The following is a 24,827-nucleotide window of genomic DNA, read 5'->3' as shown; positions in this document are numbered from 1 at the left end:
TATGTTTTTAGTCGATTCCCATTGTCACCTCGACAGCCTGGATTACAACGAAGTGCATTCCGGCGTGGACAACGTGCTGGAAAAAGCCCGTGAGCGTGATGTGAAATTCATGCTGGCGGTCGCCACCACGCTGCCTGGCTATGAGGCGATGACCCAACTGATTGGCGATCGCCCTGATGTGGCGTTTTCCTGCGGTGTACATCCTCTGAATATTGATGACGGTTATGACTTTGCGGAACTGCGCCGTCTGGCGGCCAGCCCGAAAGTGGTGGCGATGGGCGAAACCGGTCTGGACTATTTCTATCAGAAAGAAGCGCACCAGCTGAAGTTGCAGCAGGACTCTTTTCGCGAGCACATCCGCATTGGCCGTGCGCTGAATAAACCGGTGATCGTCCATACCCGCGATGCACGCCAGGACACGCTGGATATTCTGAAAGAAGAGAATGCCGGGGAATGTGGAGGCGTTCTGCACTGTTTCACTGAAGATTTGCCGACAGCAGAATTCCTGCTTGATCTGGGCTTTTACATTTCCTTCTCCGGCATCGTGACGTTCCGTAATGCCGAAGCCTTGCGCGAGGTTGCCCGCTACGTGCCGCTGGATCGTCTGCTCGTGGAAACTGACTCGCCGTATCTGGCACCGGTGCCTCATCGTGGAAAAGAAAATCAGCCTGCTTACGTGCGTGATGTTGCCGAATACATGGCGGTGCTTAAAGGCGTCAGTCTGGAGCAACTGGCAGAGGCGACAACTCAGAACTTTTCACGATTATTTCATGTCGACACTTCCTCCTTGATCTAGGCTGTAGCTTAGTCATATTCGCTGGATTTATTTTTCACCTCGTAATTAATCGTCTGAATGAGGTATCTTGGCACCGTTTTTCGGTTGTCGGGAAAGCCTCATTCGGATTTTTCGTGTGAAAGTGACGGTTTTTAATCCAGTTTTTCAGCATTTTTCAGAAAAACGTGACTGCCATCAAACATTAACAAAGGGATTTATTTTACCCTGCGTAAAAATTAAAAGGGGTGCTCAGACACCCGACGGCAACGGGGTTTCAGACCGCTTGCTACGCGGTGAGTTATCAGGCTACACCGCATGAAGTATCAAAAAGCATCATTACTCAGGAGCACACTCAATTATGTTTAAGAACGCGTTTGCAAACCTTCAGAAGGTCGGTAAATCGCTGATGTTGCCAGTCTCCGTACTGCCAATCGCAGGTATTCTGCTTGGCGTCGGTTCTGCAAACTTTAGCTGGCTTCCGCTGATCGTTTCTCATGTCATGGCCGAGGCTGGTGGTTCAGTCTTCGCTAACATGCCTCTGATCTTCGCTATCGGCGTTGCTTTAGGCTTTACGAACAACGACGGTGTTTCTGCACTGGCGGCAGTTGTGGCATACGGCATCATGGTCAAAACCATGGCGGTTGTGGCTCCACTGGTTCTGCATTTACCGGCTGAAGAAATTGCAGCCAGCCATCTGGCGGACACCGGCGTACTGGGCGGTATTATCTCCGGTGCGATTGCGGCATACATGTTCAACCGTTTCTACCGCATCAAGCTGCCTGAATATCTGGGCTTCTTCGCGGGCAAACGTTTTGTGCCAATCATTTCCGGTATGGCGGCGATTATTCTGGGTGTGGTTCTGTCCTTCATCTGGCCTCCTATCGGCAGCGCGATCCAAACCTTCTCCCAATGGGCTGCTTACCAGAACCCGGTAGTGGCATTCGGTATCTATGGCGTGGTAGAACGCGCACTGGTTCCGTTTGGTCTGCACCATATCTGGAACGTTCCTTTCCAGATGCAAATCGGCGAGTACGTGAACTCTGCGGGCCAGGTGTTCCACGGCGACATCCCACGTTACATGGCGGGTGACCCGACTGCGGGTAAACTGTCCGGTGGCTTCCTGTTCAAAATGTACGGCCTGCCGGCAGCTGCTGTGGCTATCTGGCACTCAGCGAAACCTGAGAACCGTGCAAAAGTCGGCGGCATCATGATCTCCGCTGCACTGACTGCGTTCCTGACCGGTATCACTGAGCCAATCGAATTCTCCTTCATGTTCGTTGCGCCGATCCTGTATGTGATCCACGCGATTCTGGCAGGTCTGGCGTTCCCAATCTGTATCCTGTTGGGGATGCGTGACGGCACCAGCTTCTCACACGGTCTGATCGACTTCATCGTGCTGAGCGGCAACAGCAGCCGCATCTGGCTGTTCCCTGTGGTCGGTGCGGTTTATGCGGTAGTTTATTACAGCATCTTCCGTTTCCTGATTGCCAAACTGGATCTGAAAACGCCAGGTCGTGAAGACTCTGCAAGCGAAACCACGACTCAGGGCGGTTCAGAAATGTCTGCGTCTCTGGTTCAGGCTTTCGGCGGCAAAGACAACATCACCAACCTGGATGCCTGTATCACCCGTCTGCGTGTCAGCGTGGCTGATATTTCCAAAGTTGATCAGGCTGGCCTGAAAAAACTGGGTGCAGCCGGTGTGGTTGTGGCAGGTTCTGGTGTTCAGGCAATCTTTGGTACCAAGTCTGACAACCTGAAAACCGATATGGATGAGTACATGCGCAGCCATTAATGCTGAGCGGTACCTGTTCTGAGAAAGGAGGCTTCGGCCTCCTTTTTTCATGCCTGCGATTTAAGGCAAGGGCGCGCGCGGGCTTACGCTGGCGCTTTCTGCGGCAATTAAGCAGCTAAAAGCGTAATCAGGTTGAAAGGAATGGAAATTCTGACCCATACTGCGTACATCGCTTTTTACTTTGTTAAGGACAGTTAAGATGGCCGAAGAGACAATTTTCAGCAAAATTATCCGCCGTGAAATTCCTGCCGATGTGGTTTATCAGGATGAACTGGTCACCGCGTTCCGCGACATTTCTCCTCAGGCACCCAGCCATATTCTGATTATCCCGAACGTGCTGATCCCGACCATGAATGATGTGGATGCCACGCACGAAGCAGCGCTTGGCCGCATGATGACCGTGGCGGCGAAAATTGCAGAGCAGGAAGGGATTGCTGAAAGCGGCTATCGCCTGATCGTGAACTGCAACCGTGACGGCGGGCAGGAGGTTTATCATATTCATATGCACCTGGTCGGTGGCCGCGCGCTGGGTCCATTGCTGTCACGTCAGTAAGGATAAAAAATGCGATTTTTGATGGCAATATTGCCGGTACTTTTGTTGATAGGTTGCAGCAGTCGTCCGGGCATTGCGCTGAATAATCAACAAAAAGTGGTCATGGAATCGCCCGTGCTGACGGCGGGGATTATCCCCAGTTCGCCCTCTGTCGGTGAATCCGGTGGACAAAAGCAAGCTACCAGTACGCTCAATAACAACCAGCCGCACGCCGTGACGTTGCATTACCGTTTCTTCTGGTACGACAAGCAAGGGCTGGATTTACTGCCCGTTGCCGAGCCCCGAACGGTCACCGTGCCTGCCAACAGCAGTCTGGAAGTCAGTTCCCTGAATGGTAATCTTGATGCGGACAGCGTGCGTCTTTACCTTTATCTCTAATGTTCTCGACGGAGTAGGTTGATGAAAAAGTATTTCCTCATTGTGGCAATGGCCGCATTGATCCTCGGCGGTTGTACATTGCCAAACCAGCAACAGCCACAGCAGCCGGAACAACCCCAGCAACCGCAGCAGCCTCAGCCGCCGGTAAATCCGCCGGTGCCAGAGCAACCGACCGTTCCTCCTGTTCCTCAGCCTCCTAAGTTTGCCAACATCGACTGGACAGCCACTGTTCAACCTATGCTGGCGAAAATGCTGAAAGCAGATGGCGTTCAGTCAGGCAGTGTTCTGCTGGTCGACAGTGTGAAAAACAGCACCAACGGCTCATTGCAAACCGCCAAAGCCACCGATGCTTTACGCACGGCGCTGGCGAACAACACGACCTTCCAGGTGATCCCGGCTGAACAGCTGGCTTCTGCCAAACAATCGCTGGGGTTATCGCCGGATGACAGCCTGGCGTCAGTCAGCAAGGCCATCGGTCTGGCCAATATCGTCAAAGCGCAGTACGTGCTCTACAGCACGGTGAGCGGTGATGTGAAATCACCGACCATGTCCATGCGTTTGATTACCGCGCCGAGCGGTGAAATTGTCTGGTCTGGCCGTGGCGCCGTTCAGAATTAACGCGCAATTACAGCAACTGATTGAACAGCATTGTCCGGCGGTGAAAACCGCCGGTTTTCATTTGTCGCCGGTGGCCGGTCTGACGGGGGAGAGCTGGAAAATCAGCTCTCCTGCCGGTGATTTACTGGCGCGATATCAGTCACCTGATCGTCAGATTTCCGGAGCGGACAGACGCCGCGAACATCGTGTTTTGCGGCATATCGCCCGGCATTATCCCGGCCCCTGTGTCAGACTTTATTCACCGCCATGGTTGCTGGTGGACTGGATCAACGGCACACCGCTGACCGGGCAGGCTTTTGCCGCCACGGCCGGGCAGCAGGCGCTGAGTGAGAGTCTGGTGTTACTGCATCAGTTGCCTCTGTCGGGTTACCGGCTGAATTTACATCAGCAGTTTGCCCGTTACTGGCAGCACGTGGACCGCCGTCGTCTGACGCCGCACTGGTTGCGATGGCATAAAAAGATGATGTGTACGCCGCCTCCCGCGCCGCTGCGGTTATCCCTGGTTCACATGGATATTCACGCCGGCAACGTGTTGGCAACGCCGCAGGGGCTGCGGCTGATTGACTGGGAATACGCCGCTGACGCCGATATCGCGCTGGAGCTGGCTGCCATTATTCGGGGCAACGGCTGGAGTTTTGCTCAACAGCGCGCGTTTTTACAGCGTTACGTGTCCGCGGGCGGTTATCGGGATTTAACGCTTTTACAGCAGCAGGTAAACCGCTGGTTACCCTGGGTGGATTACCTGATGCTGATGTGGTTTGAAGTGCGCTGGCAGCAAACCGGCGAGCAGAAATATTGTGAATGGGCGCAGCCGCTGCACCGCCAGCGTTGAACTGCGCCTGTGATGAATGCTGAATCGCTTATCTGAATTGAATGAAAAGGAGTGGCCATCTTGTTGGGACCTGTAATGCTGGATGTGGCTGGCTATGAGCTGGATGCCGAAGAACGTGAAATTTTGCAGCATCCGCTGGTTGGCGGGCTGATTTTATTTACCCGTAACTATCATGACGTCGAGCAGTTGCATGAACTGATCCGTCAGATCCGTGCGGCTTCGCACGACCGGCTGGTGCTGGCGGTGGATCAGGAAGGCGGCCGCGTGCAGCGTTTTCGTGACGGGTTCACCCGTCTGCCTGCCGCACAATCTTTTGCCGCGCTGAATGCGCCGCAGGAAGCGGGGCGGCTGGCGCAGGAAAGCGGCTGGCTGATGGCATCTGAAATGATTGCGATGGATATCGACATCAGCTTTGCACCGGTGCTGGATATCGGACATATCAGCGCCGCCATTGGTGAACGTTCCTTCCACGCAGAGCCGCAAAAAGCGCTGGAAATGGCCGAACGCTATATTCTCGGTATGCATTCTGCCGGTATGAAAACCACCGGCAAACATTTCCCGGGGCATGGCGCGGTCAGCGCTGACTCTCATAAAGAGACACCGCGTGACGATCGTCCGCTGGAAGAAATCCGCGAACACGATATGGCGATTTTCCGTCAGCTCAACCAGCGTAAATTGCTGGATGCGGTCATGCCTGCGCACGTGATTTATACCCAGGCCGATCCACGACCGGCCAGCGGTTCGCCTTACTGGTTACAGGAAATTTTACGCAAGGAACTGAAGTTTGACGGCGTGATTTTCTCTGACGACATCTCGATGGAAGGCGCGGCCATCATGGGCACGTATCCGGAGCGGGCACAGGCTTCGCTGGATGCGGGTTGCGATATGATCCTTGCCTGTAACAACCGTCAGGGCGCGGTCAGCGTGCTCGATAACCTGTCGCCGGTCAACGCAGAGCGTGTTGCGCAGTTGTATCATCGCGGCCGGTACAGTGGAAAAGAGGCCCGTCAGGATTTGCTCAATTCAACCCGCTGGCAGCAGGCAAACCGTGACTTAACGGCGCTCGATGCCCGCTGGCAGGAACACAAACAGGCTGCCCGGTAACGGTTTTCGGACCGCAGAGGGTGTCAACGCACATTCAGGATGAGGTAAACGATGATTATCTATTTGCATGGTTTCGATTCAACCAGCCCCGGTAACCACGAGAAGGTTTTACAGCTTCAGTTTATTGACCCGGACGTGCGCTTTATCAGTTACAGCACGCTGCATCCACGCCATGACATGCAGCATCTGCTGAAAGAAGTCGATAAAGTGCTGCATGAAACGCAGGATCCGCACCCGCTGATTTGCGGCGTCGGCCTCGGGGGGTTCTGGGCGGAGCGCATTGGTTTCCTGTGCGGTATCCGCCAGGTGATGTTCAATCCGAATTTATCTCCGCAGGATAATATGGCCGGAAAGATTGATCGTCCCGAAGAGTATGAAGACATTGCCACCAAGTGCATCAGCGATTTTCGTGAGAAAAACCGCGACCGCTGCCTGGTGATTTTGTCCCGCGAAGACGGCGTGCTCGACAGCAGCAAGACGGCCGAGAAACTGCATCATTATTATCCTGTGGAATGGGACGAAAAACAGAGCCACAAATTCAAGGATATCTCGACGCATTTGCAGCGGATCAAAGCCTTCAAAACTATCGCCTGAAGATGTTTATATCCCGCTAAAACCACTGCCCCGCGCGGTGGTTTTTTTATGGGCGGCAGAAAGCATCCGGTGATGTTTTCACGCTAAACGCGCTAACTGCCTGATTTAAAAATGTCAAAATGCGTGCCATTTCATCAGGGCAATCAGACCAAATCATTTTAAATTGACCTACATCAATTTTGGTATGACCAAATCACCACGCATGATATCCTCCCACTCAGATACCGAATTAACTTAAGCAACCCTATGTAATATAAGGATTATTTTTTAACTCTTATATAACAAATGGTTCACATTTGAGGGGGTCATTTTGACATCACCAATGAAGAAAATTGTCATAATTGGCGGCGGCGCTGGCGGTCTGGAACTGGCGACCAGCCTCGGGCACAAGCTTGGCCGTAAAAAGAAAGCGGAGATCATTTTGGTCGACCGTAATCACAGCCACCTGTGGAAACCACTGTTGCATGAAGTGGCTACCGGCAGCCTGGATGATGGTGTTGATGCCCTGAGCTATCTGGCGCATGCACGTAACCACGGTTTCACGTTCCAGATTGGTTCACTGACCGATATCGACCGTGAAAATAAGACCATCAAGCTGGCTGAAATTTGCGACGAAAACGGCGAAATGCTGGTGCCTGTGCGTGATATCGCTTATGACCAGCTGGTCATGGCGCTGGGCAGCACCTCTAATGACTTCGGCACGCCGGGCGTGAAAGATCACTGCATCTTCCTGGACAACCCGCATCAGGCGCACCGTTTCCACAACGAAATGCTGAATTTGTTCCTCAAATTCTCAGCCAGCGCAGATAAGCAAAAGAAAGTGAACATTGCTATCGTCGGCGGCGGCGCGACCGGCGTTGAGCTGTCTGCTGAACTGCATAATGCGGTGAAACAGCTGCACAGCTACGGCTTTAAAGGGCTGGACAGTGAAGCGCTGAACGTCACGCTGGTCGAGGCCGGTGAACGTATTCTGCCTGCATTGCCACCGCGTATTTCTGCGGCGGCCCATCAGGAGCTGACCAAGCTGGGCGTGCGCGTTCTGACCCAAACGATGGTCACCAGTGCGGATAAAAACGGTCTTAACACCAAGTCTGGCGAATTCATTGATGCCGATCTGATGGTCTGGGCGGCGGGTATCAAAGCCCCTGATTTCATGAAAGACATCGCCGGGCTGGAAACCAACCGTATCAATCAGCTGGTGGTTGAGCCAACGCTGCAAACCACCCGCGACCCTGACATTTATGCGATCGGTGATTGCGCATCCTGCCCGCAGCCCTCAGGTGGTTTTGTGCCGCCGCGCGCGCAGTCAGCGCATCAGATGGCATCACGTTGCTTTGCTAATATCATGGCGCAGCGCAAAGGTCAGAGCCTGAAACCTTATGTCTACAAAGATCATGGTTCACTGGTGTCTCTTTCCCGTTTCAGCACCGTCGGCAGCCTGATGGGCAACCTGATGCGCGGTTCGATGATGGTGGAAGGGCGTCTGGCGCGCCTGGTGTATGTGTCGCTTTACCGTATGCACCAGATTGCGTTGCACGGTTACATCAAAACCGGCCTGATGATGCTGGTAGGCGGAATCAACCGGGTGATCCGCCCGCGTCTAAAATTGCATTGATTTTTTTGACTGTCCGCTGAATCGTTTCCTCACGGTTTGGACACTGAAAGCCTGCTTCCCGCAGGCTTTTTTATTGCTAACCAGATGCTCCTGCCACCGAAAACTAGTTTGTCCGCTAAGAATGCTCTGAAACACCTCGTTACACCCGCATTTCTCTCACTTACAGACTTCGTCTTATTGTTCCTTAACCATTCCAGGTACAAACTTTAACAAGTTTACAGCCGGCGATTCACGCACGCCGAACCTCAGGATGTGAAGTTTTCCACTGAGGTATGTGTCCTGAGTCAGGCGCAATATGCGTGGTAACATTTTCGGAGGAAGTCCTGTGAACAAGTCAATGTTAGCTGGGGTCGGTATTGGTGTGGCTGCGGCATTAGGCATTGCCGGTGTGGCGAGCATGAATGTCTTTTCATCTGACCCGCAATACGCGCAGGTTGTCAGCGCGACGCCAATTAAAGAAACCATCAAAACGCCGCGTCAGGAATGCCGCAATGTCACCGTGACTCACCGTCGTCCTGTTCAGGATGAGCATCAGATCGCCGGCTCCGTGCTGGGCGCTGTCGCCGGTGGCGTTCTCGGGCATCAGTTTGGTGGCGGTCGTGGCCGTGATGTGGCGACAGTTGCCGGTGCGCTGGGCGGTGGCTATGCGGGTAACCGTGTACAGAGCAGCATGCAGGATAACGATACCTACAGCACGCAGCAGCAACGTTGTAAAACCGTCTACGACAAAGAAGACAAAATGCTCGGTTATGATGTGACCTATAAAATAGGCGATCAGCAGGGCAAAGTGCGTATGGACCACGATCCGGGCACACAAATCCCGCTGGATAAAAGCGGTCAGTTGCAGCTTACCCGTTCCTGATACCGGTAAGTGGCAAATAAAAGCCTGAGGCGCAAACCTCAGGCTTTTTTTTATATCTCTGATGACGTGCTCAGGCCGCAGTAACCGCTGCATTCAGGCCGTTTTTGTGTTTCACAATATCGGCCATGACGGCCAGCGCAATCTCAGCGGGGGTTTTGCTGCCAATGGACAAGCCGACGGGGGCATGAAGACGGGCGAAATCCTCAGCGGAAAAATCCGCGATGGTTTGCAGGCGTTCACGACGGCGAAGGCTGTTGCGTTGTGAACCCATTGCGCCAATGTAAAACGCTGGTGTATTCACTGCCTCCATGAGCGTCAGGTCATCCATGCGCGGATCATGGGTCAGGGCGACTATCGCCGTATTGGCATGGCAACCCTGTAACTCGAGATACTTTGCCGGAAACTGTTTCTCCAGCCGGATCTCAGCTTTCAGCGCAGGCAGAAAATTTTCCAGCACCTCTTCACGGCATTCGCACACCACCACGTCAAAGCCCAGCGCACAGGCAAAGTCTGCGCAGTAGATCGCGACGCTTGAAAGCCCGGCAATCAGCAAACGCGGCGGTGCCGCCAGGTGTAATCTGACGCAGTCACCGTCACGCATCACCTGGGTGGCGCTGTGATAGCCCGTGAGCGCCAGATGATCGCAGGCGGCGGGCAGGGTAAGTGATTTATCCAGCGCAAAATGCCCGGCCAGCGCCATCCCCATTTTTTGCAGATAATCCAGATTGCCCTGCGTTGCGGGCAGATATTCGATCAGCACATCCAGCGATCCGCCACAGGGCAGCGCGACATCGGGGGTTAACCCGCCGTCACCGTAACGCACAATCTGGCTGGCCTGCTGATAGTCTCCGGCGGCAATGCGCCGTAAGAAATCCTCTTCGACACATCCGCCTGACAGCGAACCGCAGTAGCGGCCATTGCCGGTCGCCGCCAGTAAGGCACCGGGCGCGCGCGGGGAGGAACCGTACGTCGTCAGAACAGTACACAACCACACCGGCTGATGCGTCAGCCATTCATGCGCCTGAGAAATAACCTGATTATCAAGATGCTGCATGCGGAGATCCGTTTGAAAAAAGCGCAGAAAGAGAAAGTTGTTCCGGCAAATCGATGTCGGTGATCACGGCGGGCGTTGTGACATCCAGGCGTAACAGCGGCTGGCTGCGGATAAGTTCCCTGGCATCGTGGTCACCGTGAAGTTGTAAAAGGGCGTCCCGCATCGGGCGGGCAAAACCCACCGGATGTCCCGGCTGATTTTGCCAGTAAGGCCGAACCACGGGCTTCAGAGGCAGGGAAGCGGCCACGGCGGCAAAAATATCCGGCGTGACGAAAGGCATATCGGCAAGATGAACCAGCCACCCGTCCCAGTCTGGCGTATCGCGCACCCCGGCCGCGACGGAACCCCCGGTGCCGGCGCTCTGTGTCAGCGTGAAAGGTACCCCTTCACGCAGGCAAGTTGCCTGCACCTGCCGGTTTTCAGCACGCGTAACCACGCGCACCGGCAGCCCGCTGCTCAGCACCTGCCGGAGGGTGAGGTCAAAAAGGGTGGCAGCATTTTGTGCTGTTTGGGTCAATATTGCATTCAGCTTATTACCTTTGCCTCCGGCGGCGATAAACCGGCTCCCCAGCCCTGCGGCGAGAAGAATAATACCTGCCATTTTCCTTGCATCCCTTTTGTACATTGTTTGCGCAACAGGATTAATTATCCCATTTTATTGCGCAAAATTGTGAACGAAATATTAAAAATGTGTATTACGTCATTACTTAGCGCAACATGACTGCCTATAATCGCCCGCGTTAAACGGTATTTTTAGAATTTATGACAAATTGTAAAAGCGCCGCACTATAAGAAAGACAATAAGAAGCAAGGAACTTTATGAGCAATTTCAACCCGTCCAGGCGGCGCTTTGTTAAAGGCGCTGTGATCGCTGGTGTCTCCGTTTATCTCGCGCCACTGCACAGTCGTGCATACGCAGCGCTGTTTGAAGAAAAAATTCTGCAATCGCCACAATGGGACGCACAAAACAAACGCGTCCGTTTCCGCATTGACGGAAAGGCGAAAGTCATGGGGCAGAAGGTGTTTGCCCGCGATATCCGCGCGCAGGACATGCCACACTGGCCGCAAAAACAGGCGCATGCCTTTATCCTTCGCGTGACCCAGGCCGACAAAATTTATACCGGGTTAGACCTCTCTCTGCTGGGCGATGATTTGCAGCCCGATCAGCTGGTGACCGCCGACGTGCTGGCGCGTGACGGCCTGGCCTTCCCGGCATTCTATGGTGAAGACATGCTGCTGCCGGAAGGCAAAACCCCGGCTTATCTGGGGCAGGCGGTGGCGATTCTGGTGTATCAGGATTTCGCGAAATTCCGCTTCGCCAAAAACGCCCTCAAGTTCAAAGACAGCGTGGTGCGCTACGGTGAGAAGACCGGCCCGCTGGAAAGGGATCCTTGGGGAACCTTCCGCTTTGTGCGCGTAGGGGGTGAAACCGCCTTTGAAGACGATAAATTCTCCAGCCTGAAAGACATGCCGGTTTTCCCGGTCAGTATGCGCAAACATCTGCCGGTGTGGCCGGAAGGGCGCGAGGGCGGTAAGTTGGATGAACAGGGTATGTTCTACGCCGGGGAAATGGCCGATGAGCTCAACTCTCCGCCACAGGACTGGCTGGTGATGTCGCGCAAATTCACCACGCAGTCCGTCGATACTTCCGCCCTCGAGCCGGATAACGCCAACGGCTGGTACGATGCGGCGACGCAAACGCTGCATATGGTGGTGCCAACCCAGTCGCCGCAGGAAGTGGCCGACGAAATGCCACGCATGATGGCGAAATCGCACCGCACGGTGAAAACGCTGATTATGCATCCCTGTTACACCGTCGGCTACGGCTCGAAAGATCACTACAACTTCCCGTATTACGGTGCCGTCGCGGCGATGTACGGCGACGGTTTGCCGGTGCGTCTGGCCAATGACCGCTTCGAGCAGTTCCAGTCTTCCCTCAAACGCCACGCGTTTGATATGAATTACGACATCGCGGTTAACCGTGAAACCGGCATGTTGCAGTCATTCCATGCAGCAATGACCGCAGATGGCGGCGGGCGCAGCAACTTTACGCCGTCGGTGGTGATGGTGGGTGCGACCGCCGCGCAGTCGATTTACTACTTCCCGAAAAGTGATCTCTCAGCCGTCGGGCTGGCGTCGCGCGCGCTGGATGCCGGTTCAGCCCGCGGCTACGGCACGCTGCAAAGCATGGCCGCCACCGAAATGATGATGGATGAACTGGCCGCCGAACTGAAACTGGATCCGATTGCGTTCCGTCTGCGCAACGTCCTGAAATCGGGCATGAAAAACACCCAGGGCGCCATTCCTGCGGGCGCAATTCGCGCGGATGAAGTGCTGGAAAAAGCCGCCGTTCATCCGTTATGGACGCAGCGCCAGAAGCGCAAAGCCGAATACGAAAGCCAGAATCCGGGTAAACGTTATGGCGTCGGTTTTGGTTGTGTGCAGAAAGACTTCGGCACCGGCGCGGAAACCTCTTTCGCTCGCGTGGAACTCAGTGAAAAAGGCGAAATCAGCCTGTGGCACAGCGGCGCAGAAATGGGCACGGGGATGTCCACGTCGCAATCCGTATTGTGCGCCGAATGGCTGGGAAAACCGGCTGAACAGGCGCATTTCTCAGTGACCGACTGGTCGGTATTGCCGGTGGAAACCAGCGGCGACCCGTACATTATGTCGCAGGAAGAGCAGGACAAACTGCAAACCAATCCGCGCTGGTCGCCGTCTTACTGCTCGCCGTCCAGCGCCAGTAACTCCGCCTATTATTTCTCCCACAGCACCCGCGAAGCCGCGCGTCTGATTTTCGACCAGGGGTTATGGCCTGCGGCGATGGCTATCTGGCAAACCGGCATCGGCGGCGGACAGGCCGCGCCGTACATCGTGCGCAAGGAAGATGCCCGCTGGGTTGAAGGCGGCCTGACCGCCAACGGCATGCAAATTCTCAGCCTCGAAACGCTGGCGAAAAAAGTCTACGAAATGAACGGCATGACCGGCGCGGCGGTACACGTTTTCAACCGCTGGCAATGGGCGGAAGCCGATTTCACTCTGAACACGGTGCGCCAGCGCATTCCGGTGGATGGCATGGCGGTGCGAAACGGTGCGGGCGAGTTCCGCACGCTGGCGCGTGACGCGGTGTATTATCCGCCGACGCAGCGTAACAACGCCTCCGTGACCTATTACAGCGCGGTCGGCACCCTGACTGAAATCGCGGTGGACATTGCCACCGGCAAGGTCGAATTACTCACCCACCATTCCATTATGGAGTGCGGCAACCTGATCGTGCCTGAGCTGGTGTCCGGCCAGTTGCAGGGCGGGCTGGCGATGGGGATCGGCCACGCATTGCACGAGTATTTACCGCTGTACGAAGACGGGCCGGGCAACGGAACCTGGAATTTCAACCGTTACCATTTGCCGCGCGCCAGCGATGTGGCGGTCTGGAAACAGACCAGCGACATCCTGCCTGCGCTGTCGGAAACCGATCCGCCGAAAGGCATGGCCGAAGTGGTGATGATCCCGGTCGTCGCCGCGCTGGTGAACGCCATCGCCCATGCCACCGGCCACCGTTTCCGTGATTTGCCCGTTCGTGCTGAAAATATTCGTGAGGTTTTACAATGAGCATCCCAACTAAGCCCTTAGAGCTGACCATTAACAATCAACATTACGGCCCGCTGGACGTACCTGAAGGCCTGATGATGATCGACTTCCTGCACGAATACGTCGCGCTGACCGGCTGCCGCCTCGGCTGCGGTCAGGGCATCTGCCATGCCTGCGTGGCTATTCTCGATCACGACAGCGGCACCAGCGAAGAGGTGCGTACCTGCATTACCGGCGCGCATTTTTTCAACGGTAAAAAAGTCCGTACCGTGGAAGGCCATGCCAAAACCGACGATAAGGGCGACGTGACGTTATCCCCGGTTCAGCAGGCGTTTCTGGAACATTACAGTTTCCAGTGTGGCTACTGCACCCCCGGTTTTGTGAATGCCGCGACGCTGCTGCTGGAACGCCTGGAAAAACATCCGATTGCGCTCCATGAGCTGGAAGGTGCTATCAACGGTGCGCTGGAAAACCACATTTGCCGCTGTACAGGCTATGTGCGTTACTACGAAGCGGTGCGTGATGTTGTGCTGAAAACGCCGGGTCTGATCAGGGAGCACGCGTGATGAAAAAACGTCTTTTCCTCGCGCTGCTGGCGGTGATTATCATCGTTATTGCGGTGTTGTGGTGGCGGGAAAACCGCACGCTGGATGCACCGGTGCAGAAAGTGACGGCGGACACCGCGCAGACAGAACGTGGCCGCTATCTGGTGCAGGCGTCTGACTGCGCGGCCTGCCACACGGCCTCCGGCGGCGCACCGCTGGCGGGCGGTTATCCGCTGGAAACACCGTTCGGCAAAATCTTCGGCAGCAACCTGACGCCTTCTGCTGACGCCGGTATCGGCCGCTGGACCTCTGAGGATTTCTATCTGGCGCTGACCAAAGGCGTGGCGCCGGGCGGGCGTCATCTGTATCCGGCGATGCCTTATACCTCGTACAAAGGCGTGACCCGTCAGGATTCTGACGATATGTATGCGTTTCTGATGACGCGCCCGGTGGTGGATTTGCCGGTGCCGGAAAACGAAATGCCATTCCCGTTCAATCAGCGCATGGCGATGATTGGCTGGAATCTGTTGTTCCGCACGTCTGACCCGATGCCAGCCAGCTCGCAGGGGCATTCTGCCGACTGGCAGCGCGGGAAATACCTGACGGACGTGCTCGGCCACTGTGGCGAATGCCATACGCCGCGCGGCAAACTCGGCCAGATGGACACGGAGAATAACCTTAAGGGCGGGACACTCGGGCGCATCACCGCACCGGCGATCACCCCGGATGCACTGGCGCAGCGTGGCTGGAACCCGGCCGATCTGAGCCGTTTTCTTGCCACCGGTTTTGCACCCCAGGGCTCAGCGTTTGATGAGATGCACAAGGTTATTGATCTCAGCACCCGTCATCTGACTGAAGAAGATCATCGCGCCATTGTCACCTATTTACTGGGCGACAAGCCGCCTGCCGCGGTACCGGTGAGCATCGCGCAGGGCGGCAATGACGCTGGCCGGATCACTTATCTCGACCAGTGTTCCGGGTGCCATATGGCTGACGGCGCAGGCAAACCGCATGTTGCGGTGGCGATGCAAAATAACGCCACATTGCGCCAGCCGGATGGCCGCAACCTGATCGTTTCGGTGCTCGACGGTTTACCGGCGCAGGAATTCCCTAACGGTGAAAGCATGCAGTCCATGCCGGGTTTTGCTGATCGACTGAACGACGCGCAAATCGCTGAAATGGTGAATTACCTGCGTGTGACCTTCGGCGGCCTGCCGGGAGACATCACACCGGAACAGGTGAAAGCCCTGCGTAAGCCATAGCGGTTAACCTGAAGGCATAAAAAAGCCCGGTGAATGATATGTTCACCGGGCTTTTTTTCATCACCAGACCCTCAGATCACATGCTCAGCGAATTCTCCGAGCATCTCGCTGACAAACTTCAGCCGTTTTGGCCGGTCAGTCAGATCCAGCATAAACTTCAGTTTGGTCGGGCCGTCGAGACGATACACCTGCGGCTGCTTTTGCAGCAGGCCAATCAGGTGGCCCGGATCGACACGGTTTTTATCGCCAAACTCAATGAAGCCGCCGCGCTCATTGCCTTCAATGCGTTTGATACCCAGATCTTTCGCCTTTAAACGCAGTATGGCGATTTGAATCAGATTGCGCGCGCCGTCCGGCAGGGAGCCGAAACGGTCGATCAGTTCGACACGCAGCTCATCCAGTTCACTTTCATTGCGCGCACTGGCGATACGTTTATACAACGACAATCGCGTATTGACGTCAGGAATGAATTCTTCCGGCAACAGGGCAGGCATGCGCATCTCGACCTCGGTCTGACTGGTGGTCAGATCCTCAAGCGAAGGTTCGCGGCCTTCTTTCAGCGCTTCCACGGCGTTTTCCAGCAATTCCATGTACAGCGTGAAACCAATGCTGGTCATCTGTCCGCTCTGGCCTTCGCCGAGCAATTCGCCTGCGCCACGAATTTCCAGATCGTGCGTTGCCAGCGCAAAACCTGCACCGAGATCTTCCAGTGAGGCGATCGCTTCGAGGCGTTTGTGCGCATCAACAGACATGGCTTTCGGCGGCGGCGTCAGCAGGTAAGCATACGCCTGATGGTGCGAACGCCCGACACGGCCACGCAGCTGGTGAAGCTGCGCCAGACCAAAGTGATCGGCACGTTCAATAATGATGGTGTTCGCCGTCGGGATGTCGATGCCGGTTTCGATGATCGTGGTGCACACCAGCACGTTGAAACGCTGATGGTGGAAATCATTCATCACCCGCTCGAGGTCGCGTTCCCGCATCTGACCGTGACCAATGGCGATACGCGCCTCCGGCACCAGTTCCGCCAGGCGCTCAGTGGCTTTCTCGATATTTTCGACATCATTAAATAAGTAATACACCTGCCCGCCGCGCAGAATTTCACGCAGGATAGCCTCGCGGATCACCAGGCTGTCGTATTCGCGGACGAAGGTTTTCACCGCCATACGCCGCGCTGGCGGGGTGGCGATAATCGACAGATCACGCATGCCGCTCATCGCCATATTCAGCGTGCGCGGGATAGGTGTGGCGGTCAGGGTCAGAATATCGACGTCAGCACGCATCGCTTTGATACGCTCTTTGTGGCGTACCCCGAAACGGTGCTCTTCATCGACAATCAGCAGGCCGAGATCTTTCCAGCGCAGGTCGCTTTGCAGCAGTTTGTGCGTGCCGATAATAATATCCACTTTGCCTTCCACGGCTTCTTCGATCACCGCCTGCTGCTCTTTGGCGCTGCGAAAACGGGACATCATTTCGATGCGCACTGGCCAGCTGGCAAAGCGGTCGCGGAAGTTGTCAAAGTGCTGCTGCGCCAGCAGCGTAGTCGGCACCAGCACCGCCACCTGCTTGTTGTTGGCGACGGCGAGGAAGGCCGCGCGCATCGCCACTTCGGTTTTGCCGAAACCGACGTCGCCGCAGACCAGACGATCCATCGCCAGCGGCTGTGTCATGTCGGTCAGTACGGCATTGATGGCCTGTGCCTGATCCGGCGTGGTTTCAAACGGGAAGGCCTGGCAGAACAGCTGATACTGTTCTTTGTCGTGTTTGAAGGCGAAACCGGTTTTGGCTTCGCGCTGGGCGTAAATATCCAGCAACTCGGCGGCCACGTCGCGCACCTTCTCGGCGGCTTTTTGCCGCGCTTTTGACCAGGCTTCGCCCCCGAGTTTGTGCAGCGGCGCGCTGTCATCGGCACCGCCCGCATAACGGCTGATGAGATGCAGGGACGACACCGGCACATAGAGTTTATCTTCACCCGCATAGGTCAGGATCAGGTACTCGGCTTTGATGCCACCGGCCTCGAGCGTGGTCAGCCCCAGATACCGGCCCACGCCGTGTTCGACATGCACCACCGGCTGACCGGGGCGCAGTTCCGCGAGATTGCGGATAAGCGTATCGGTGTTGATGGTGCGGCGGCTATCCTGACGACGGCGCGCCACGCGCTCGCCGAGCAGATCGCTCTCACAAATCAGCGCCAGCTGTTTATCGGCATCCAGAAAACCGCGTTCGCAGGCGCCAATCATAATGTAACGACCGGCCGTTTCAGCTTCTTCAATACGGGTGATGAGCTGCGGCATCAGTTTGATGCGCGCCAGTAAATCCTGCAGCGTTTCCCGGCGGCCTTCACTTTCGACTGAGAAAACCAGACTGCCGGCAAAGGATTCATTAAAGCGGCGCAGGTTATCCATGGGCGCTTTATTCTGTGGCTGAACAGATAAATCCGGCAGCTTTTCATAACTGAGATTGGTGTTCGCGGCTTTTTTCGGCAGCGAATCGGTACGCAGCTGAACGCGCGGCCAGGCTTTGAGTTCAGCGAACAGGATATCCACGCGCAGCCACAGATTTTCAGGCTCGAGCAGCGGACGCATCGGATCCACCCGGCGGTTTTCGTAACGCTGGTTGGCGTCCTGCCAGAAACGCTCGGCAGCAACGTCAAGATCGCCGGTATTAAGCACCAGCGTATTTTTCGGAAGATAGCTGAATAAGGTGGTCAGCGGCTGGCTGAAAAACAGCGGCTGCCAGTATTCAATCCCGGCCGGGAACGTGCCTTTACTGACCTGCTGATACACGTGTTCGGCATCGCGGCGAACTTCGAACTTCTCGCGCCACTGGCTGCGGAACAGTTCAATGGCATTTTTATCGGTCGGGAATTCATGCGCGGGCAACAAATTGATGTGATCAACTTCGCTCAGTGTGCGCTGTGTATCGACGTCAAATGTGCGCAGACTGTCGATTTCATCGTCGAAGAAATCGATGCGGAAAGGCTCATCGCTGCCCATCGGATAGAGGTCGAGCAGGGCGCCACGGGTGGCAAACTCACCGTGCTCCATCACCTGATCGACGCTGCGGTAACCGGCCTGTTCCAGCTGTGAACGCAGTTTATCGCGTGACAGTTGCTGGCCTTTCTTCATCACCAGCGCGTGGCCGTGCAAAAACTCGTGCGGGCAGACGCGCTGCATCAACGTATTCACCGGCAAAATAATGATGCCGCGCTCCATGGTTGGAAGCTGATAAAGGCTGGAAAGGCGCGAAGAGATGATTTCCTGATGTGGCGAGAAACTGTCGTAGGGCAGGGTTTCCCAGTCCGAAATGCTCAGCACTTTATGATCGGTAAACTGTTGAATTTCATCGCGCAGACGCAGGGCATTTTGCATGTCCGGTGCAATCAGCATGATCGGGCCCGCATGGCGTTCACTGATTTGGGCGCATTCCAGGGCACAGGCGGAGCCGGTCAGTTGCCCTAAAAGGCGGGTGTCACCGGGGCGTTCAGGCAATGAATAACGATAATCTTGAGACATAGGCTGTTTTGCGTTCTCGTTTGGCGGCAGCAGGGGGCCAATTAGCAGACCGTATCTTGCGATGCGCATACAATCGGGGTCAACCCGGCTCTGCAATAAAAAAGGACAAAAGAGCCCCGGGATTAAACCGATTACTTTGGGTTAATGGTTCCATAAAGCGGTGCTAGCCTTTATTATCCTTCATCACTTTAGTCTGCGCCATGCACTTATTTGCGGCCAAGCACTTAAAACGGAAGTCATGTATCAACCTGTCGCGTTATTCATAGGCCTGCGCTACATGCGCGGGCGTGGTTCGGACCGCTTTGGGCGGTTTGTCTCCTGGCTGTCCACCATTGGCATTACCCTCGGGGTGATGGCGCTGGTCACGGTGCTGTCGGTCATGAACGGTTTTGAGAAGGATCTGGAAGGAAATATTCTGGGTCTGATGCCTCAGGCGTTGGTGACCACACCGGCCGGATCGCTGGATCCTCAAAAAATTACCCACCAACAGATAACGGCGCTGAAAAGTGTCAACCGCGCTGTGCCTCTGACCACCGGTGACGTGGTGCTGCAAAGCCCCGGCAGCGTGGCCGTGGGTGTCATGCTCGGTGTCGATCCGACACAGCAGGATCCGCTGGCGAAATATATGATTGGTGTTGCCCAGCAGGAGCTGCAACCCGGTAAATACAACGTCATTCTGGGCGATCAGCTCGCGCAACAGCTTAAAGTGCGTCGTGGCGATAAGCTGCGTCTGATGGTGACCAGCGTCAGCCAGTTCACGCCGGTCGGGCGTGTGCCAAGTCAGCGTTTGTTTACCGTGATTGGCACGTTCTCAGCGAACAGCGAAGTCGATGGTTATCAGATGCTGGTCAATATCCAGGATGCTTCACGTCTGATGCTGTATCCGAAAGGCAACGTGACCGGCTGGCGTTTATTCCTTGATAAACCGCTGGATGTCGACAGCCTGAGCGTTCAGAAGCTGCCGGAAGGCACCAGCTGGAAAGACTGGCGTGAGCGTCGGGGTGAGCTGTTCCAGGCCGTGCGCATGGAAAAAAATATGATGGGCCTGCTACTTAGCCTGATCGTGGCGGTTGCCGCGTTCAACATCATTACCTCGCTGGGTTTACTGGTGATGGAAAAACAAGGCGAAGTGGCGATTCTGCAAACGCAGGGGCTAAGCCGCCGTCAGATCATGGCCGTATTTATGGTGCAGGGCGCCAGTGCCGGTGTGATCGGCGCGCTGCTCGGTGCCGTACTGGGCGTGGTGCTCGCGACCCAGCTCAATACAATTATGCCGGCTATCGGGCTGATGCTTGATGGCGCGTCGCTGCCGGTCGATATTGAACCGGTTCAGGTAGTGGTTATCGCGCTGGCCGCCATGATCATTGCTTTATTATCTACGCTGTATCCTTCCTGGCGCGCTGCTGCCACCCACCCCGCAGAGGCTTTACGTTATGAGTAATTCTTTATTATTGCAGTGTGACAACCTCTGTAAGACTTATCAGGAAGGCAAACTGCGCACCGACGTGTTGCGTGACGTGACATTTGCCATGCAGCCGGGCGAAATGATGGCGATCGTTGGCACCTCAGGTTCCGGTAAAAGTACGTTGTTGCATTTGCTGGGGGGTCTGGACTCACCGACCTCCGGCGAAGTCATTTTTAAAGGCCAGTCGCTGAATTCGATGTCTTCTTCCGCGAAATCAGAACTGCGCAACCGCGAGCTCGGCTTTATCTATCAGTTCCACCATTTGCTGCCTGATTTCACCGCGCTGGAAAACGTCGCGATGCCGCTTTTGATCGGTAAAAAGAAATCCGCCGAAGTGCAGGAACGTGCGATGGCGATGCTTGAAGCCGTTGGGCTGCAACACCGCAGCCATCACCGTCCTTCCGAGCTTTCCGGCGGCGAGCGTCAGCGTGTGGCGATCGCCCGTGCGCTGGTCAATAATCCTTCACTGGTGCTGGCCGACGAACCGACCGGTAACCTGGATCAGCGCAATGCCGACAGTATCTTTGAATTGCTGGGCGAACTGAACGTGCGTCAGGGCACCGCGTTTCTGGTGGTCACGCATGCTCTGGAACTGGCAAACCGCCTGACGCGTCAGCTCGAAATGCGCGACGGCAGGTTGCAGCAGGATTCGATGTTGCTGGGAGCGAAGTAATGTCAGGCATTCCGTTTTCCTTACTGATCGGCCTGCGGTTCAGCCGTGGCCGCCGTCGCAGCGGCATGGTGTCGCTGATTTCGGTGATTTCGACCTTAGGTATCGCGCTGGGTGTGGCGGTGCTAATCGTCGGTCTGAGTGCGATGAACGGCTTCGAACGCGAACTGAAAGATCGCGTGCTGGCGGTGGTGCCTCACGGTGAAATTCGTCCGGTGAATCAGCCTTTCAATGACTGGCAGGGCGTGCTGGAACGTGTTGAAAAAGTGCCGGGCATTGTGGCCGCTGCGCCGTATATCCAGTTCAACGGTCTGATCGAACACGGCGCAAAATTGCGCGCGATTCAGCTTAAAGGCGTAGATCCGCAGAGTGAACCCCGCGTAAGCGCCGCGCCGAAGTTTGTGCAAAACAACGCATGGCAGAATTTTAAAGCCGGGGAGCAACAGCTGATCCTTGGTAAAGGCGTTGCCGATGCGGTCGGTGTGAAGCAGGGCGACTGGGTGACGGTGATGATCCCAAACAGCGATCCTGAAATGAAGCTGTTGCAGCCAAAACGGATCCGTTTGCAGGTCACCGGCATTTTGCAACTCAGCGGCCAGCTTGATCACAGCCTCGGCATGGTGCCACTGGCTGATGCGCAGCAATATCAGGATATGGGTACCAGCGTCACCGGTATCGATATCAAAGTGAACGATGTTTTCGCCGCGCAAAAACTGGTGCACGACGCCGGTGAAGTGACGCAGGCGTATGTTTACATCAGCAGCTGGGTGGGCACTTACGGCTATATGTACCGCGATATCCAGATGGTGCGCGCGATTATGTATATGGCGATGGTGCTGGTGATTGGCGTAGCCTGTTTTAATATCGTTTCGACGCTGGTGATGGCGGTGAAAGATAAAAGCAGTGATATTGCGATTTTGCGCACACTGGGCGCGAAAGACGGGCTTATCCGCGCCGTCTTCATCTGGTACGGTTTACTGGCCGGGCTGGTCGGCAGCATCGCCGGGGTAGTGATCGGCGTGATCGCCGCGTTCCAGCTGACCAATATCATTAACGCGCTGCAAAAGCTTACCGGACATCAGTTCCTGTCGGGCGACATCTATTTCATCGACTTCCTGCCATCGGAAGTTCACTGGACTGACGTGGCGGGCGTACTGTTTACCGCACTGGTGCTGAGTTTGCTGGCCAGCTGGTATCCTGCGCGCCGTGCAAGCCGTATCGATCCGGCCCGGGTACTCAGTGGCGGTCAGTGATCACATTGTCAAAAACAGCCTTTATGTTCAGACACAGAGAGTAAGGAGCACTTCATGCGCACACGTCATCGTCTGTGTCGGTTTCGCAAAAATAAACGTATCCGGCATCAGCGGTTCCGGTCGAACATTTTCCACCGTGATTCAATGGCCGCCGCGTCATTGAAGAAACCGTTCGTGGTGGTGCTCACCGGCGCGGGGATTTCCGCCGAGTCCGGCATCCGGACTTTCCGTGCTGCCGATGGCTTATGGGAAGAACATCGCGTGGAAGATGTGGCGACGCCGGAAGGTTATCGCCGCGACCCTGAGCTGGTGCAGCGCTTTTACAATGAACGCCGCCGCCAGTTGCAGCAGGACGATCTCAAACCTAATGCCGCACACTACGCGCTGGCCACGCTGGAAGAAGCGCTCGGTGACAATTTCCTGCTGGTTACGCAGAACATCGACAATCTGCATGAGCGCGCAGGCAGTTCACGCGTGCTGCACATGCATGGCGAATTGCTGAAAGTGCGCTGCACCCAGTCAGGACAAATTCTGGACTGGCCGGGTGATCTGAGCGTTGACGATCGCTGTCATTGCTGCCAGTTCCCGGCTCCGCTGCGCCCGCATATTGTGTGGTTTGGCGAAATGCCGCTGGGTATGGATAACATCTACGATGCGCTGGCAAAGGCGGATTTCTTCGTGGCGATTGGCACCTCCGGCCATGTTTATCCGGCAGCGGGATTTGTTCATGAAGCGCGCATCGGCGGCGCCTGTGCGGTGGAACTCAACCTCGAACCCAGTCAGGTTGAAAGTGAATTTGATATGAAACACTACGGGCTGGCGAGCGAAGTGGTGCCTGAATTCGTGCATAAATTCCTGACGAAGAAGGATGAAGCCTGGTCATAGCCGGGCTTTTTTAACGATACATCCCAAAAATTGCGCCTGATCCTAAGAGTTCTTTGCGTAAACTTGGTGAAAAATGACCTGACGCAATATTCACGGTATTCATGCTGCGCATAATAAAATACAGCCGCCAGAGGATACCCAAATGGATAAGTTGCTTGACCGTTTTCTTCACTATGTTTCTTTCGATACCCAATCAAAGCCCAATGTAAAACATACGCCGAGCACTGACGGACAGCTTAAGCTGGCGCAGGCGTTGCGTAATGAACTGATGGCGCTGGGCTTTTCACAGGTAACGCTCAGTGATAAAGGCTGCGTCATGGCTACGGTGCCGGGCAATGTGGCCTGGAAAGTACCGGTTATCGGTTTTATTTCCCACCTTGATACCGCCCCCGATTTCACCGCCAAACACGTCAATCCGCAGGTAGTCGAAAACTACCGTGGTGGCGATATTGCGCTGGGTAACGGTGATGAAGTGCTTTCTCCGGTGATGTTCCCGGTGCTACATCAGTTACTGGGCCAGACGCTCATCACCACAGACGGCAAAACGTTGCTTGGTTCTGATGATAAATCGGGTATCGCGGAAATCATTACCGCGATGGTGCGTCTGCAAAACAGCAATGTGCCGCACGGGCCGATCCGCATTGCTTTTACGCCGGATGAAGAAATCGGCAAAGGCGCACAAAGCTTTGATATTCCTGCTTTTGGCGCAGAGTGGGCTTATACCGTTGACGGTGGCGGAGTAGGGGAGCTGGAGTTCGAGAACTTCAATGCTGCCTCAGCGACCATTAAAATCGTCGGTAATAATGTTCATCCCGGCAGTGCGAAAGGCGTGATGGTGAACGCACTCTCTCTCGCCACCCGGTTCCACAGCGAATTACCCGCCGATGAAACCCCGGAACAGACTGAAGGTTATGAAGGTTTCTATCACCTGACCACCATTAAGGGCAACGTTGAACGCGCGGAAATGCATTACATCATCCGTGACTTCGACAAAGTGACATTCGAAGCCCGTAAGCAAAAGATTATTGATATCGCGCATCTGGTCGGCAAAGGCCTGCACCGGGATTGCTATATTGAAGTGACGCTCGACGATCACTATTACAATATGCGCGATAAAGTGGCCCAGCATCCGCACATTATTGCGCTGGCGCAACAGGCAATGAAGGATTGTGATATTGAACCGATCATGAAGCCCATTCGCGGCGGTACGGATGGCGCACAACTTTCTTTCCGGGGTTTACCTTGCCCGAATATTTTTACCGGCGGCTATAACTTCCACGGTAAACATGAATTTGTCACGCTGGAAGGAATGGAAAAAGCGGTGTCCGTGATTATGCGTATTGCAGAGCTCACCGCAGAGAAATCGAGATAAGTTGATTAAACACCTCCGGATTTATTATTAAATCCGGAGGTGTTTATTAAATGACCCGCAGAGATTACTTACAGTTTATCTGAATATCAACGATA

The 24,827-nt window shown here is 55.2% G+C and carries 21 protein-coding genes; 18 read left to right on the top strand and 3 right to left on the bottom strand.

The window, feature by feature from the left end:
• Position 1 precedes the first annotated feature (1 nt).
• From ED901_RS09275 to ED901_RS09230, 10 genes are all read left to right on the top strand, one after another.
• On the top strand, positions 2–796 hold the full coding sequence (locus ED901_RS09275; RefSeq protein ID WP_122095736.1) for a metal-dependent hydrolase: 795 nt from the start codon (positions 2–4) through the stop codon (positions 794–796).
• Between the two features lie 337 nt (positions 797–1,133).
• On the top strand, positions 1,134–2,567 hold the full coding sequence (ptsG, locus tag ED901_RS09270) for a PTS glucose transporter subunit IIBC (protein WP_056778775.1): 1,434 nt from the start codon (positions 1,134–1,136) through the stop codon (positions 2,565–2,567).
• A gap of 199 nt (positions 2,568–2,766) precedes the next feature.
• Positions 2,767–3,120: a purine nucleoside phosphoramidase gene (gene hinT / locus ED901_RS09265; protein WP_056778776.1), complete on the top strand. Its 354-nt coding sequence runs from the start codon at positions 2,767–2,769 to the stop codon at positions 3,118–3,120.
• 9 nt (positions 3,121–3,129) lie between these two features.
• The gene (locus ED901_RS09260) at positions 3,130–3,498 is read left to right on the top strand and encodes a YcfL family protein (protein WP_056778777.1); all 369 of its coding nucleotides are present in this window, start codon (positions 3,130–3,132) and stop codon (positions 3,496–3,498) included.
• Positions 3,499–3,519: 21 nt separating this feature from the next.
• A complete protein-coding gene (lpoB, locus tag ED901_RS09255) occupies positions 3,520–4,116 on the top strand; it encodes a penicillin-binding protein activator LpoB (RefSeq protein ID WP_056778781.1) in 597 nt (198 codons plus the stop codon).
• Positions 4,097–4,948, top strand: a complete 852-nt coding sequence (locus tag ED901_RS09250; protein ID WP_371414300.1) for a phosphotransferase — start codon at positions 4,097–4,099, stop codon at positions 4,946–4,948. The genes lpoB and ED901_RS09250 overlap by 20 nt, the downstream gene beginning before the upstream one ends.
• Before the next feature lie 75 nt (positions 4,949–5,023).
• Positions 5,024–6,052, top strand: coding sequence for a beta-N-acetylhexosaminidase (gene nagZ, locus ED901_RS09245; protein ID WP_122095735.1), 1,029 nt, complete (start codon positions 5,024–5,026; stop codon positions 6,050–6,052).
• Positions 6,053–6,103: 51 nt separating this feature from the next.
• Complete coding sequence (ycfP, locus tag ED901_RS09240) at positions 6,104–6,646, top strand: alpha/beta hydrolase YcfP (protein ID WP_056778785.1); 543 nt, start codon at positions 6,104–6,106, stop codon at positions 6,644–6,646.
• Between the two features lie 310 nt (positions 6,647–6,956).
• Positions 6,957–8,261, top strand: a complete 1,305-nt coding sequence (locus tag ED901_RS09235) for an NAD(P)/FAD-dependent oxidoreductase (protein WP_056778787.1) — start codon at positions 6,957–6,959, stop codon at positions 8,259–8,261.
• Positions 8,262–8,586: 325 nt separating this feature from the next.
• Positions 8,587–9,123: a glycine zipper 2TM domain-containing protein gene (locus ED901_RS09230; protein ID WP_056779168.1), complete on the top strand. Its 537-nt coding sequence runs from the start codon at positions 8,587–8,589 to the stop codon at positions 9,121–9,123.
• Between the two features lie 70 nt (positions 9,124–9,193).
• On the opposite strand, the gene ED901_RS09225 is transcribed toward ED901_RS09230, so the two are convergent.
• On the bottom strand, positions 9,194–10,177 hold the full coding sequence (locus tag ED901_RS09225) for an XdhC family protein (protein WP_122095734.1): 984 nt from the start codon (positions 10,175–10,177) through the stop codon (positions 9,194–9,196).
• A complete protein-coding gene (locus tag ED901_RS09220; protein WP_122095733.1) occupies positions 10,164–10,778 on the bottom strand; it encodes an NTP transferase domain-containing protein in 615 nt (204 codons plus the stop codon). The genes ED901_RS09225 and ED901_RS09220 overlap by 14 nt, the downstream gene beginning before the upstream one ends.
• A gap of 218 nt (positions 10,779–10,996) precedes the next feature.
• Here ED901_RS09220 and ED901_RS09215 point away from each other — a divergent pair, with 218 nt between their 5' ends.
• From ED901_RS09215 to ED901_RS09205, 3 genes are read left to right on the top strand one after another with little or no spacing between them, the layout of a single operon-like run.
• The gene (locus tag ED901_RS09215; RefSeq protein ID WP_122095732.1) at positions 10,997–13,786 is read left to right on the top strand and encodes a xanthine dehydrogenase family protein molybdopterin-binding subunit; all 2,790 of its coding nucleotides are present in this window, start codon (positions 10,997–10,999) and stop codon (positions 13,784–13,786) included.
• Positions 13,783–14,331: a (2Fe-2S)-binding protein gene (locus tag ED901_RS09210; protein ID WP_122095731.1), complete on the top strand. Its 549-nt coding sequence runs from the start codon at positions 13,783–13,785 to the stop codon at positions 14,329–14,331. The genes ED901_RS09215 and ED901_RS09210 overlap by 4 nt, the downstream gene beginning before the upstream one ends.
• The gene (locus ED901_RS09205) at positions 14,331–15,572 is read left to right on the top strand and encodes a cytochrome c (RefSeq protein ID WP_122095730.1); all 1,242 of its coding nucleotides are present in this window, start codon (positions 14,331–14,333) and stop codon (positions 15,570–15,572) included. The genes ED901_RS09210 and ED901_RS09205 overlap by 1 nt, the downstream gene beginning before the upstream one ends.
• Before the next feature lie 71 nt (positions 15,573–15,643).
• Here the strand turns inward: ED901_RS09205 and mfd are convergent, their stop codons facing one another.
• A complete protein-coding gene (gene mfd, locus ED901_RS09200; protein WP_122095729.1) occupies positions 15,644–19,087 on the bottom strand; it encodes a transcription-repair coupling factor in 3,444 nt (1,147 codons plus the stop codon).
• 238 nt (positions 19,088–19,325) lie between these two features.
• Between mfd and lolC the strand changes: the two genes are divergently transcribed.
• The 5 genes from lolC to pepT all read left to right on the top strand — a co-directional run bounded on the left by lolC (position 19,326) and on the right by pepT (position 24,732).
• The gene (gene lolC, locus ED901_RS09195) at positions 19,326–20,528 is read left to right on the top strand and encodes a lipoprotein-releasing ABC transporter permease subunit LolC (RefSeq protein ID WP_122095728.1); all 1,203 of its coding nucleotides are present in this window, start codon (positions 19,326–19,328) and stop codon (positions 20,526–20,528) included.
• Positions 20,521–21,225: a lipoprotein-releasing ABC transporter ATP-binding protein LolD gene (gene lolD / locus ED901_RS09190; RefSeq protein WP_056778810.1), complete on the top strand. Its 705-nt coding sequence runs from the start codon at positions 20,521–20,523 to the stop codon at positions 21,223–21,225. Before lolC ends, lolD begins: the two co-directional genes overlap by 8 nt.
• Complete coding sequence (gene lolE, locus ED901_RS09185) at positions 21,225–22,475, top strand: lipoprotein-releasing ABC transporter permease subunit LolE (RefSeq protein ID WP_056778814.1); 1,251 nt, start codon at positions 21,225–21,227, stop codon at positions 22,473–22,475. Before lolD ends, lolE begins: the two co-directional genes overlap by 1 nt.
• A 54-nt stretch (positions 22,476–22,529) precedes the next feature.
• On the top strand, positions 22,530–23,360 hold the full coding sequence (cobB, locus tag ED901_RS09180) for a Sir2 family NAD+-dependent deacetylase (protein WP_056778819.1): 831 nt from the start codon (positions 22,530–22,532) through the stop codon (positions 23,358–23,360).
• Between the two features lie 142 nt (positions 23,361–23,502).
• Positions 23,503–24,732, top strand: coding sequence for a peptidase T (pepT, locus tag ED901_RS09175; RefSeq protein WP_056778821.1), 1,230 nt, complete (start codon positions 23,503–23,505; stop codon positions 24,730–24,732).
• Positions 24,733–24,827 lie beyond the last annotated feature (95 nt).

It is taken from the genome of Rahnella sp. Larv3_ips (assembly GCF_003697865.1).
GTDB lineage: Bacteria > Pseudomonadota > Gammaproteobacteria > Enterobacterales > Enterobacteriaceae > Rahnella > Rahnella rivi.
Note: the sequence above shows the minus strand (reverse complement) of the source record. Positions and strands in the feature narration are given on the sequence as shown.